The organism is Erwinia sorbitola (genome assembly GCF_009738185.1).
In the GTDB taxonomy this organism is placed as follows: domain Bacteria; phylum Pseudomonadota; class Gammaproteobacteria; order Enterobacterales; family Enterobacteriaceae; genus Erwinia; species Erwinia sorbitola.
Map to the genome: position 1 here is coordinate 98,032 of NZ_CP046509.1, position 13,929 is coordinate 111,960.

8 protein-coding genes are annotated in these 13,929 nt (G+C 55.5%); 7 read left to right on the forward strand and 1 reads right to left on the reverse strand.

The window, feature by feature from the left end:
• Nucleotides 1–261 precede the first annotated feature (261 nt).
• The 7 genes from bcsO to GN242_RS00480 all read left to right on the forward strand — a co-directional run bounded on the left by bcsO (nt 262) and on the right by GN242_RS00480 (nt 11,991).
• A complete protein-coding gene (gene bcsO / locus GN242_RS00450; RefSeq protein WP_154753343.1) occupies nt 262–1,008 on the forward strand; it encodes a cellulose biosynthesis protein BcsO in 747 nt (248 codons plus the stop codon).
• Nucleotides 999–1,796, forward strand: a complete 798-nt coding sequence (gene bcsQ / locus GN242_RS00455; protein ID WP_154753344.1) for a cellulose biosynthesis protein BcsQ — start codon at nt 999–1,001, stop codon at nt 1,794–1,796. Before bcsO ends, bcsQ begins: the two co-directional genes overlap by 10 nt.
• A gap of 83 nt (nt 1,797–1,879) precedes the next feature.
• Nucleotides 1,880–3,979: a UDP-forming cellulose synthase catalytic subunit gene (gene bcsA, locus GN242_RS00460; RefSeq protein ID WP_156286720.1), complete on the forward strand. Its 2,100-nt coding sequence runs from the start codon at nt 1,880–1,882 to the stop codon at nt 3,977–3,979.
• The gene (gene bcsB / locus GN242_RS00465; RefSeq protein ID WP_156286721.1) at nt 3,976–6,459 is read left to right on the forward strand and encodes a cellulose biosynthesis cyclic di-GMP-binding regulatory protein BcsB; all 2,484 of its coding nucleotides are present in this window, start codon (nt 3,976–3,978) and stop codon (nt 6,457–6,459) included. The genes bcsA and bcsB overlap by 4 nt, the downstream gene beginning before the upstream one ends.
• Nucleotides 6,459–10,514 (forward strand): cellulose biosynthesis protein BcsC, encoded by a 4,056-nt coding sequence (locus GN242_RS00470; RefSeq protein ID WP_156288165.1) that lies wholly within the window; start codon nt 6,459–6,461, stop codon nt 10,512–10,514. The genes bcsB and GN242_RS00470 overlap by 1 nt, the downstream gene beginning before the upstream one ends.
• A gap of 2 nt (nt 10,515–10,516) precedes the next feature.
• Complete coding sequence (gene bcsD / locus GN242_RS00475; RefSeq protein WP_156286722.1) at nt 10,517–10,981, forward strand: cellulose biosynthesis protein BcsD; 465 nt, start codon at nt 10,517–10,519, stop codon at nt 10,979–10,981.
• Between the two features lie 8 nt (nt 10,982–10,989).
• Nucleotides 10,990–11,991: a glycosyl hydrolase family 8 gene (locus tag GN242_RS00480; RefSeq protein ID WP_374189815.1), complete on the forward strand. Its 1,002-nt coding sequence runs from the start codon at nt 10,990–10,992 to the stop codon at nt 11,989–11,991.
• 172 nt (nt 11,992–12,163) lie between these two features.
• On the opposite strand, the gene bcsE is transcribed toward GN242_RS00480, so the two are convergent.
• Complete coding sequence (bcsE, locus tag GN242_RS00485; RefSeq protein WP_156286723.1) at nt 12,164–13,714, reverse strand: cellulose biosynthesis protein BcsE; 1,551 nt, start codon at nt 13,712–13,714, stop codon at nt 12,164–12,166.
• Between the last annotated feature and the right edge of the window lie 215 nt (nt 13,715–13,929).

Genomic DNA, 13,929 nt, shown 5'->3' on the forward strand with positions numbered 1-13,929 from the left:
GTAAACGAACCGCTAAGAAAGAGTAAGGGTTGCCGGAGGTATTTCATTTGAATGAAATAGCTCATATTAATCCGTATTAAATATATTGCTAAGGCAAATAATCACATGACTGATAAATAACCCATGTAATTAATAATTTTTTTAAAATTTCACTTTATTAACTCATTAAAATTGTTTCGTCTGTGATATGAGAATAATCTGAACAATTTAAAATTGTATGTTATATTGCCGCGAAATCATCCACCTTGCGCGATCATACTCATGAAAAGCTATGATGACCTGGAGCGTTTTAAACAAAAAACGCACACAAACCACATTGAATTCAAAGACATGTCTGAGCAGGTGCTTAACTCAGACACCACCAACTGGACGGTAATTAAACAGTTGCTGAATGAGGGCGCAGGGTCGGTTCTGAATAATAGCCAGCTAATTAACCGGCCTGCTCCCCAGCCTGTTGCGGCGGATACTTTCATATCCTCTCCAGGGGAAAATGTGCCTGTAATATCCCAGCTGGCAGTACAATCTTTTGTACCCGCCACGCCAGCCGCGTCCAGCCGTATTGGTGCATCGCTGCTCGACAGCATTTCTGCCTCGTTACAGCCCGCCGCAGAGCCAGCGCCCGTGGACGAGCCGGAGGTCGTGGTGAGCAAGACTCAGCCTGCGGAAGCCGCGCCACTGCGCGCGATGCCGATGGCACAGCAAACAGCGGTATCGGGTAGCTCGCTGTTAGCACAGCTGAGTGCCACCCCCCCTGCAGCGGCTCAACAGCCAGCCGCCAGCGAGCCGCCAGCTGTTGAGCCGCAGCCTGTGTTCCAGGCACCGCCAGCACAGGCGGCGCAGCCCGCAGTCGCTCACGCCTTTATTCCGCCACGTTCGCCTGCCGCAGAAGCGCCTGCGACTGTGAGCTATAAACAGTTATTTAGTACGGCAGCTGCATCGGCACCCGCAGCGCTTCCGAAAGATATGTTGTTACATCCCCTGTTGGAGAAAATTGCCTCATGCCGTTAGTTTGTGTCTGCTCCCCTAAAGGCGGGGTGGGTAAAACCACCATGGCAGCCAATCTTGCTCACGCCCTTGCACGCGGTGGCAGTAAGGTTCTGGCGATCGATTTTGATGTGCAAAATGCCCTGCGTCTTCACTTTGGCGTGCCGCTGGCTGACAGCCGTGGTTTTGTGGCGAGATCGGCTGAGTCCTCTGACTGGAGCCAGTCAATCCTTACCACCGGCGGCAATATCTTCGTGCTGCCTTATGGTGATGTCACGGAAGAGCAGCGCGTTGAATTTGAAGAAAACCTCACCAAAGATCCCAACTTCCTGACCCGCGGCCTGCACACGGTGCTTAACTACCCGGGGCTGGTGATTATTGCTGATTTCCCGCCCGGCCCAGGCCCGGCTCTTAAAGCTATGGCCGCTCTGGCCGATATGCATTTAGTGGTTATGCTGGCAGATACCGCTTCACTGTCTCTGTTGCCACAGATTGAAAATGAAAAAATGATTGGTGGCCCACTGAATCATCGTTTAGGCCACTATTTCGTTCTGAATCAGAGTGATAACCGCCGCAACATCAGTCGTGATGTCACCGCTTTTATGCAGCAGCGCCTGGGTGACAGGCTGCTGGGTGTGGTCAACCGCGATGAAAGCGTGGCGGAAGCGAATGCTTCCCAGCAGTCGATCTTTGATTTTAGCCCGGTCTCCGCGGCGGCATTTGATATTGAGCTGATTGGAAAACGCCTGACGGCGCTGCTTGATATCAAAGTCGGTGACGGAGAAATGCATGCTCCGCTAAAGTCCCGTTAACTGCTGGATTATTGCCTGGCAAGGACGCCTGAAGACGCGTGGTATTTATCACGAATTATAACAATCCGTATTCAGGATGACTTATGAACAAAGTCCTGTTTTATCTGCTGCTGCTGATATTATCCCCCTTAGCCGCAGTGATCATCATCACGCCGATGGACAGCCAGAAACAATATATTTTCGGCTTAATCTCTATCGCGATCCTGTTCTTATTAGGCATTAGTAAGAGCAAGAAAATCTCGCTGGTGATGGTGATCCTCTCCGCACTGATGTCTACGCGTTATATATACTGGCGAGCAACGGAAACGCTGCATTTTAATTCTGAAGTAGAAGCCATTCTTGGTATCGGATTATTTATTGCCGAACTCTACGTCTGGCTGATATTAATCCTCGGCTACCTGCAAACATCATGGCCGCTAAAGCGCACTATTGAGCCGCTGCCGGACGATGTCAGCCTGTGGCCCACCGTGGATGTCTATGTTCCCAGCTATAACGAAAGTCTGGACGTGGTGCGTGATACGGTGCTGGCTGCCCAGTGCATTGATTACCCGCGCGATAAGTTAAAAATCTATCTGCTGGATGACGGTAAACGCAGCGAATTTGCCCGTTTTGCCGCTGATGTGGGCGTGGGCTATATCACCCGTGATGATAACCGCCATGCAAAAGCCGGTAATCTTAACCACGCGATGAAAATCACCAAGGGTGAGCTGATTTGCGTGTTTGACTGCGACCACGTTGCTACCCGTACTTTCCTGCAAGCCACCGTAGGTGCTTTCCTGAAAGATGAGAAGCTGGCGCTGCTGCAAACGCCGCACTACTTCTATTCTCCCGATCCGTTTGAACGCAATCTGAAAGCTGCCCGTGAAATCCCTAACGAAGGCGCACTGTTCTACGGTCCGGTACAGCAGGGCAATGATAACTGGAATGCGACCTTCTTCTGCGGCTCCTGTGCGGTGATCCGTCGTTCAGCGCTGGAAGAGATTGGCGGCTTTGCCGTGGAAACCGTGACCGAAGATGCGCATACCGCGCTGAAAATGCAGCGTCTTGGCTGGGGATCTGCCTTCCTGGCAATCCCGCTGGCAGCCGGTCTGGCGACCGAGCGTCTCGGCCTGCATATTGTCCAGCGTACCCGCTGGGCGCGCGGCATGACGCAGATTTTCCGCGTCGACAACCCGCTGCTGGGCCGTGGCCTGAAATGGCAGCAGCGTCTGTGCTATCTCAACGCGATGCTGCACTTCCAGTTTGGTCTGCCGCGCGTCATCTTCCTGACCGCGCCGCTGGCATATCTGCTGTTTAACCTGAATATCATTCACTCGTCGGCCAGCCTGATTTTTGCTTACGTGCTGCCACATCTGGTGATGTCGCTCTACGTTAACTCCCGCATGAATGGCCGCTTCCGTGCCACCTTCTGGGGCGAGATTTACGAAACAGTGATGGCCTTCCACCTGGTGATCCCGACGCTGCTGACGATGATCTCTCCAAAGCACGGCAAGTTTAACGTGACGGATAAAGGCGGCCTGCTGGATGTTGGCTTCTTCGATTTCAACATCGTGCGTCCACATGTGATCTGCGCCCTGCTGCTGCTGGTTGGCGTGGTGAGCGGTATTGTCCGCGCCACCGCTCACGACTACTTTGGCGTTGACCCGTATGTGATTGCACTCAACGTCGGCTGGGCTACCTTCAGCCTGATTATTTTGATGGCGGCCATCGCCGTAGCGCGTGAGACCAGGCAGGTGCGTAAAACCATCCGTATTGATGTCAATCTGCCGGTGGTGCTGCATTACGCCAGCGGCATCTCATCACGTGCCAATACCATCAACCTGTCGATGGGCGGCGCGCAGATCCAGGCACCGGATCAGCGTCATGAAAATGATGAAATTGAAGCGATTGATGTGATGCTGCATTCCGGTGTTATCTCCATCCCCGTGCAGATCATCGGCGCTGAAGATGGCGTGATCCGTCTGCAATTCCACGAAATGCCGCTGTCGCGACGCCGCGAACTGGTGCGCGTGGTGTTATCGCGTGCTGATGCGTGGATCCAGCCGGAAGGGCGCAAAGATAACCCGCTGCGTTCGCTGTTAACTATTATTCGTACGGTATTTGAACTGTTCTGGCTGACATTCCAGGACAGACGCGCCAGGAAAAAACATCAGGTACAAGTGGAAGAGGATAGCGTGGCATGAAGCAACTATTACTGCGCGCACTGTGCCTGAGTACAGCGCTGACCCTGGGCAGCGTTCAGGCCGATCCGACCAGCGTAACGCAGGACAGCAGTGCACTGTCTGATATTCCGCCTCCGGCCGGTGTTGGCGCTGCTGCTGCCCCTGCCGAAACGCAGGAAAACGATCAGCCAGCCGCTGCGGCGGAAGGCGATTTACCTGCGGGTGATGAGGCCGCCCTGCCACCGGGTACTAACGAAGGCCTGCCTGCGGGCCTGCCGCCGTTACCCGCTCCGGTGATGGATGATGCCGCCGCCCCGCAGACGGCGATACTGAATCAGCCGCTGACCAGCACGGTGAGCGTGGCGCAGATGGGTCAGGCGCAGGGGATTACCCTGACCGGCGGCCAGCTGCAATCAGGTATCGTCTTTACGCTGCCGACCGATGAAGTGATCACCAATGCGCATCTCAACCTGTCGCTGAAAGTGTCACAGGCGCTGGCGGCGCGTAATACTTCGCTGCAACTGATGCTGAACGGCCAGCCGCTGGGTACGCTGCCGCTTACGGCATCCGACCGCGCCAGCGAAGATTATCAGCTGGATATTCCTGCGGCGATGGTGGTCTCCAGTAACAACCTGAGTTTTAAAATTAACGATGCAGACCAGCTGCTGTGTGAGCGTGACAGCGCCCAGCAGTATCAGGTCACGATCCTGCCGAAAACCACGCTGGCGCTGGAAGGCCAGCAGCTGAATATCGGTACCAGCCTGCGTAACTTCCCGCGTCCGTTTATCGATCCCCTGCGTATGAGTCCGGCCAGCGTTGCCATGACCTTTGGCGACAATATCACGCCGGGTGAAGTGAGCGCGGCGGCGATTCTGTCGTCGTGGATGGGTATTCAGGCAGACTATCGCGGCATCAGCTTCCCGGTTTTACGCGCACAGCTACCCGAGAAGAACGGCGTGGTGTTTGGCCACCCGGGGGAAAAAATTGGCAGCCTGACGTTACCGGATAGCGACAGCCCGTCACTGCATATCGTCAATAACCCGGACAACCCGGTCTATAAGCTGCTGCTGGTGGTGGGAAAAACTGACGATCAGCTGCGTCAGGCGACCTGGCGTCTGCTGCAGCCGTTCAACCTTGATGACGCAGCCCTGACGGTGCCGCTACAGAGCATGGCACCGCGTAAACCTTATGATGCGCCACGCTGGATCAACACCGACCGTCCGGTACGTCTTAGCGAGCTGCTGCGCAAAGATCAGAGCCTCACTACTACCGGTATCTGGCACGATGCGCTGCGGGTGAACTTCCGCGCTGCACCGGATCTGTTCCTGTGGGACGGTGACACCATTCCGGTACAGCTGAACTATCGCTTCCCGTCAGAAAGCTGGATTGATGAAGATAACTCTCTGCTCAACGTCACGCTGAACGGTACGTTCCTGCGTAACCTGACGGTAAACAAAGTCGGCCTGCTGGAGAATATCTGGCATCGTCTGGGCGGCGACGCACGTCAGGAAAAATTCACCCTGCAGCTGGATCCCTATCTGATTTATGGCGACAACCAGCTACAGCTCTATTTCAATATCAAGCCGAAGGCCAGCGCACCCTGTAGCGTGCTGACCAACAACAACATCAAGAGCCGGATTGAGGATGAGTCGTTTATCGATCTGAGCCATACCCGTCACTTTACGCTGTTGCCAAACCTCTCTTACTTCGTTGGCGCGTCGTTCCCGTTCTCCCGTCTGGCGGACTATTCACAGACGCTGCTGATGCTGCCTGAGAAACCCACTAATGCCGAAATCGGCACGCTGCTGGATATGGCCGGACGTTCAGGAAATGCCACCGGTGTGGCACTCAGCCAGAACAGCGTGGTGTTTGGTATTCCGGCTGGGGGTACCCTGCGTGAGCGTCTGAAAAACAGCGATATTCTCTCGGTTTCCACCCTGTCTCAGGCCAGTTTTAACCGCGATATGCTGGCAGACTCGCCCTATGAGCTCAACAACCACACCCTCGGTGTCAAGGTGCCAAACACGCTGGACAAACTGCGCGGCTGGCTCACCGGCGACTGGTATCGTCAGACGCTGGACGCTGACCGCTACTTCTCGTCAAACGAAGACTGGCGCGGTTTTATCAGCTATCGCTCGCCGTGGAACAGCAGCCGTCTGGTGGTGATGACCGTGGCAACGGACGATAATCAGCTTTCCCGTCTGCATCATGATATGACCTCAGCGCGCATTAACGCCGGGATCCGTGGTGATACGGCGATTATTACCGATGAAAATGGCATCCGCAGCTTCCGCGTTGGCGCGCAGTTCCCGAGCGGACAAATGCCGTGGTACATGATGGTGGTGTGGTATGCCAACCAGCACTCGGTGCTGCTGTCGCTGCTGGCTCTGTTCTGTTCCGTGCTGGTGGGGTTGAGTGCTTATGTTCTGCTACAGCGCCATTCACGCCGTCGTCTGCAACCAAAGAATAATTCCAATAGCTCTGGCGAGAAGAAAGAATGATGAAAACCAAACTCACTCCATTAACCGCCAGAATTCGTTATTGCTGGATGATCGGCAGCGGTTTTGCGCTGTCGGTGATGGCGCTCCCGCTGTTTGCCGCCGAAGCCAACCCGGCTATTCAGGCGCTGTTTGACCAGGCGAACTACTGGCATCAAAAAGCCCATGATGAGCTGGCGCGTGATGCGCTGAACAAAGTGCTGATGGTCGATGGCAACAATGTCCAGGCGCTCTATTTAATGGCGCTCTGGTCGCAGCAGAGCGGCGACGGGGCGGCAGCGGCCAAATGGCGCGCCCGTCTGAGCCAGGTTTCCCCGCAGGACTCGCGCCTGGCGGAGCTGGATAACGCCCGTCAGCTGCAAACTATTCCGGCGGCGCAGCTGTCACTGGCACGCAATCAGGCGCGTAGCGGCAACATCGCTGCCGCATTGCAGACCTGGCGTAACACCTTTAACGGTAATGAGCCACCCGCCAGCGTTGCGGCAGAGTATTACCTGACGATGGCCGGTGACCGTACCCTGCTGCCGCAGGCGGTCGACAACCTGCGCCAGTTCGCGGCGCAGCATCCGCAGGATACCGGAGCAAAACTGGCACTCGGTAAGGCGCTGACCTATCAGGAATCGACCCGTCGCGAAGGCCTGCAAATCCTCGAAGATCTGGCCGGGGGGAATGCTGATGCCGATCGTTCTCTGCGCCAGGCGCTGCTGTGGCTTAACCCACAGCCGGGCGATGCTCCGCTGTACCAGAACTACCAGCAGCGCCATCCACAGGATAAGGCGGTGATGGACTACTACCGTAAAAACATCGGCGGCGTAGCGAAAGGTCAGGGCTTTACGGCGCTGAACAGCGGCGATGTCAGCGGTGCTCAAACCGCCTTCGATCGGGTGCTGCAAACCAACCCGGAAGATGCGGATGCGCTGGCCGGCCTCGGCTATGTGGCACAGCGCAGCGGCGATTACGCTAAAGCGGCAGACTACCTGGAGCGCGCGGCGAAGCTGGGTGGTAACAACAGCGAGCAGCGCCAGCAGCAGGCAGCCGACGCCCGCTTTTATGGCCAGTTAGCCTCAGCGCAGCAGGCGCTGAAATCCGGTGACACAGCTCAGGCGTTGAGCCTTAGCGAACCGTTAACTCAGGCGGCGGGTGAGAAAGGCGTAGCGGCGAAGCTGTTTCGTGCTGACGTGTTGCGCCGTACTAATCAGTTTGAACAGGCCGAGCAGGTGTACCGCGACGTGCTGGCAAGCGATGCGGATAACCGCCCGGCGAAAGAGGGGCTGTTCTACGTCCTGCGACAGCAGAACCGCAGCGCCGAAGCGAACACGCTGCTGGCCTCGCTGCCTGCCAGCGTACGTGAAGCAGTAACGCCACGCCCGGTTGCTACCAGTGAACCGGTACGTCGTGAAGCGAAACAGGCGCTGGCTGCGGGCAATCCTCAGCGCGCTATCAGCATTCTGCAACAGGGGATGCAGCGCTTCCCGGCGGACGGCTGGCTGCGTCTCGATCTGGCACGTATTTATCAGCAGCAGGGTAATTCAGCGGCAGCCGCTGGCGTTATGCAGCCTGCCTTCCGCAACGGTGCCAGCAGCAATGAAGTCTACGCTGCCGCGCTGTTCGCCAGCGAGAGCGGTGCCTGGGCACAGGCACAGAGCCTGCTGTCACGCATTCCGGCCCGCAGCCAGAACGCCGATATGCGTGCGCTGGCGCAGCGGGTGAACTTCAATCAACAGATGTCCGTGGCCCGGCAGTATCTGGCGCAGGGTTCTGATACCGCTGCGGCGAATACGCTGAAAGCACTGGCGGCTAACCCGCCGCAGAACCCGGCCGATGCGGGTAACCTGGCCAAAGCTCTGGCACAGGCGGGAGATCTCGCCACTGCCGTATCCGTGGTGCGCGCCAATATGCAGCGTGGCGTGCAGGGTAACGCCGGAGACTATGCGGCTCAGGTGGCGGTACTCAACCAGGCTGGCCTGGGGGCGGAAGCGCAGGCGTTCCTCAGTAACCCTGAATTGCAGGCACGCAGCACCAGCACTCAGCTGGCGGGACTGCGTAACGGCGGGTTAATCAATGAGGTTGATAACCTGCGCGAACGCAAACAGTACGCTGCCGCCTACGATAAGCTGATTGGCGCACTGCAAAAAGATCCGCAAAACAGCGACCTGATGTTTGCCATGGCGCGCCTCTACCAGTCCGGCAAAATGAACAAAGAAGCGGCGGTGGTCTACGACTACCTGATGACGCGCGACACTGAAACTCAGGATGCCCGCGAAGGGGCAATCAATACTGCCCTGGCGCTGAACGACGTGCCGAAGGCTCGCGCTCTGGCCAGCGGTCTGCGCGGTGAACCTTCACCGGAACGTCTGCTGCTGCTGGCGCGTGTCTCCGAAGCAGAAGGGGATCACAATCAGGCACTGAGCTATCTGCGCACGGCGAAAGGCAAAATGATCGGCCTGGAAGGCAGCAGCGTCGGCAGCACTGCCGGTATTGGCGGCCTGACGCTGTCCGATAACCCGTTTATCAACCGTACCACCATGTCGGTGCGCCCGTCGCCGTCGGTGTATGGCAACACCATGCCTTGGCAGCAGGCACCGGATGCACATGACTACCGTGATATCGGCGGAGCCAGCGGCGGACTTACCGTGGTCGGCGGCGGTACAGAAGTGGCTACCCGGCAGAATCAGACGCTGCATCAAATCGACACCATGATGGATGATTTGCAGAAAGATACCGGCACCTGGATGCAGGGCGGTGTGCAGATCCGTGGTCGTGATGGCGAGAGTGGCTTAAGCAAGCTGACCGAAGCCAAAGCACCGCTGGTATGGTCAAGCTCACCGCTGGGCGATGCCCGCTTTGACTTTACCGTAACGCCAATGACGTTAAGTGCTGGCAGTGCCAGCGGCGATGCTTTCCGTCGTCTTGGTACCGGTGCTGTGGGGGTGTCCGTTGAGAACCTGATTCAGAATATCAAGAATGAGCAGACCAGCTATAACGGATTAACCGCCACCGAGAAGGCCACATTTGATGCGGCTAACCCTGGCGTGGGCGCAGCACTGACTAACCTCTCTGGCATTGATAGTGCGGATTACAACCCGTTCACCAACAGCGGCCTGAGTAACTTACAAAAACTGAACAACAACACTACGCTGGCAAAATACCTGGCCGCGTCCTCTCGTAAGGTTAACGTCGATACTGCGTCGTCAGCTTCCACGGACTCCCAGAATGCAACCGGTGTAGAGCTGAACCTCGCACTCAGCGGCGACAGCTACAAAATTGACCTCGGCAGTACGCCGCTTGGTCAGGATCTCAGCACCCTGGTGGGTGGCGTGAAGTGGGCGCCGAAGCTGACGGACTACCTGACGCTGGTACTGACCGGTGAGCGCCGTGCGGTAACGGACAGCCTGCTCTCTTATGTCGGGGTGAAAGATAAATACTCCGGTAAGAGCTGGGGGCGCGTGACCAAAAACGGCGGTAATGCGTTGTTAAGCTATGATGACGGCGATGCCGGATTCTATGTTGGCGCGGGCGGTTACAGCTATATTGGTGAAAACGTGGCCAGTAACACTTCGTTAATGGGGAACGCCGGGGCCTATGTGCGTCCGTTCCACTTTAATGACCGCGAGCTGAAAACCGGTATCAATATCAGCTGGATGGACTTCTCGAAAAACCTCAGTAACTTCAGCTACGGCTCAGGTGGCTACTTCAGCCCGCAGAACTATGTCAGCGTCTCGTTCCCGGTGGACTTCACCCAGACCTATGATGATCTGAGCGTGAAGATTGGCGGTTCAGCAGGCTATCAATCCTATACGCAGGATAAAAGTGCCTACTTCCCTAACAATAGCGACTACCAGTCGCTGCTGGAAGATGCCGTCACGGCGGGCTATGCCAAAGAGGCTTACTTCAGCGGCGGCAGCAAAAGCGGTATCGGCTATAACCTGCACGCAGGTGCGGACTACAAAATCAACAAAGACGTTACCGTGGGTGGTCAGTTGGGCTATGACACCTTTGGCGACTATAACGAAAGTACAGCGCAGCTCTACTTCCGCTACATGCTGGGAGGCAAATAAGCATGAGTCAGTTACAGGAACGCACCCTGCAATATTATCGTCAACAGCAGTATCAGCCGGGCTGGTTTGATCTGCTGAGTGTGATGATCAACGGCATGCTGAATAACGCCGGTGAGCGGGAAAGTCAGGCATTTTTACGCCAGATGGGCGATAACCTTGCCCATCGTTACCCGCTGGGCGCGATCGCTACCGTGGCGGATCTGGAAGTGCAGATCAACCAGGTACTGGCGCGGTTTAACTGGGGATTTGTCGATCTGCAACCGACTGAAACGGCGATCGTTATCGATCATCTGGCGCTGCCGCCGGGCGATGGCGTAATGCCGGATCGTCAGTGGCGTCTGGCGCTGGGCGCGGTGCTGATGGGGCTGTATGCCCGCTGGCTGCGCGTGCAGGGAGGCGGCGATAATGTGTCGCTGAGTTGTGAAGAGACCGGTGAAAGCTCACTACGTTTCCGTTACCAGGCTTGAGGAATACGATGATGGCAATGCTCAGGACAGGCCTGATTCTGCTTGCGCTGGTGCTCGGGATCTCCCAGGCCAGCGCCGCAGATGGCTGGAGCAGTTTTAAAGCGCGTTTTATGACCTCTGAAGGGCGCATTCAGGATACTGGCAATAAAAATGTCAGCCACACTGAAGGCCAGGGCTATGGCATGCTGATGGCGGTCTATTACAACGACCGCAGCAGTTTTGACAGCCTCTGGAACTGGACGCAGAAGAACCTCAGCAACCCGAATAACGGGCTGTTTTACTGGAAGTATATCCCCGGTGCCAGCGATCCGGTCAGCGACCGTAATAATGCCTCCGACGGCGATATGCTGATCGCCTGGGCGCTGTTAAAGGCGGGTGAAAAGTGGAATGTTCCCGCTTATTTGCAGGCTTCCGATCGCCTGCAAAAAGCGATTATTGAGCGCAACGTTATCACCTTTGCCGGACGCACAATCATGCTGCCGGGGGCACAGGGCTTTAATAAAACCAGCTATGTGGTGTTAAATCCTTCCTATTTTATTTTCCCCGCATGGCGTGACTTTGCCCGGCGCAGTCATTTGAAAGTGTGGAACTCACTTATCAATGACAGCCTTGGCCTGCTGTCGGAAATGCGTTTTGGCGACAGCGGTCTGCCGCTGGATTGGGTGGCGATGAACGCAGACGGCTCAATGGCTCCGGCCACGGCCTGGCCTCCGCGCTTTAGCTATGATGCGATCCGCATTCCGCTCTACCTGTACTGGTATGATTCAGCGTCGCTGCAACTGGTGCCGTTCCAGCAGTTCTGGATGAACTTCCAGCGCTTGCAGACCCCGGCCTGGATTGACGTGTTGAGCAACAGTAAAGCGCCTTACAATATGGCGGGCGGCCTGCTGGCGGTTCGTGATTTGACGCTGGATGATTCGGGTCATCTCAGTGATTCTTTAAGCGGCAACGAAGATTATTTTTCAGCGAGTTTGCAGCTGCTGGCGTGGCTGGCGTATAAAGATCGTTAACAATCACCCATAAAATCCGTCAGGGCGAGGTACTCCTCGCCCGACCCTCCTGCAAGGGATAAACCACCCAATCCCCGTCGTCTCTATGCAAGCCGCTACCTGACCATCAGCCACGCCTGAAATCAGCTCAGACAGCGCCAGCAGAATAACGATCCCAACTTCTCTATTCGCCTCACTCCGAATCCTCTTTATCAGGAGGCGATTTTAGTGAGATATCGTCCGGCACCAGGCGAACGGCAGGAGTAATCAGCTCTGTTGAAGGGGGATGCTCCTCCAGCTCTTTCGTGGTATCACGCCAGTCGCCAGGGGCGAGTTCCGCTATTTGCTGTACTTCAGCGAGAATCTGCACATCTTCAAACCATACCAGCCGGTGAGTGAAAATCTCATCAAGGGGCAGACGAAAGATATATTGCAGGGCGGTATTCAGGTCGGTATAGCAGCAGGAGGAGAGGAACAGATAGAGCCGGTCGCCAGTGTGCGTCACCAGGTCACCGTAACGGCGCGGTTTGCAGAGCGCCAGCGCCTGTTCGGGGCCGAGTTGCGGCACCGGCCGTAGTCCAATCAGCAGGCCTTTACCATCTTCCGGTAGCATGGTGTTATTAATCAGGCGCGTTACGGAACGGCAGAAATGATCTACCGGCAGATAGCCTTTTTCCTGTAGCGGCTGCATCGACTTAAGTAAAATAGTGAGATCGTCAGGCACATGGCGGTTATAGCGCTGGCCCTGTAGCCCTTCCAGGGTGGTGAGAAAGCGCGACACGCTGACGTTATAAGGCACAATAGCATTCACACCGCAGGCCAGCAGCAGGCGTTCATCGCTGTAGCGCAGCGCTGTTTGCATCTCACGTACCACGATTTTCAGGCCGCTGCCGCGTGTACGGCGCAGGTTGTGGATATCACCCGCCAGCGTGGCAATCTGGTCATTATGATGCAGATTAAAAATCACCGTGGCGGCGCTGGCCTGCTGCGCACGGCTGGCAAGCAGGTTGTTATCATCAAATAGCGTCCAGGCGCTGGAGAGGGACGGCGCACCTTCCAGCACATTTTTTTCCGCGAGATAAAGATATTCGTCATTTAACGCTAACGGGGTATTTTGCCCGCTTTCATTTAGCTGAATAAAAGAGTCCTGAAGTAAACTGAGACGCAGTTCACGATCTGCTAACATTCCACTTTTACTACACCACCAGTTTACCCGGTAATTCCAGCTGTCCTGCTGCCACTCAAGATGTGACAAACCTTCTAAATGCCGGTAAAGAGTTTGTAACTCATTTCGCAGGTTATTAATTCCGGAGCCGCTGGTGATTATCAACAGAGTTGATTTTCTGGCGGCTAACCATTTCTGCATTTCTTTCAGCCAGTTAATTAATTCTGCCTGGGATAGCTTCTCCCAGCTGCTGAAGGCGGTATAAAATATTACGAGCTGGGGCTTGTTAACTAACGCGTGAGATAAATCTTCTGTCAGATTTTGCAGTGCTTCTGAGGTTTCAGGCAGGGGAAATATCGTGATTTTATTCGGCTCGCCCTGGGGGGCTGGCATCAGGAGTGTCTCAGGCTTTTCGGCAGTGCTTATCAGGATTAATGCGCGTTGCGTAGCAATGACCTGACGCACCAGCAGGCGCGCATCCTCCTGCCGGTTAACCGTTATCCAGTAGCATCCTGGAAGCTGTAGCAACACTAATTCATTTTGAACTTGTCCAAGCCCTAAGGTAAATGAAATCGTCATAAGATTCTTCGCACCAGGGATAATCCAGCATGATGGTAGCCTGGGTAAATTTTTGCGTATCAATTATTATACCGCTAAATATACATGACTACTTACCAGGTTCCAGTGAATCCTTTTATACCTGTCATACATCTGGTTGCAGGGATGTTAGCGGTTCCCGTTCGTCTCCCAGACAGAGTTATCTATACTCCCCGCAGACTCGTTATTATGACAAA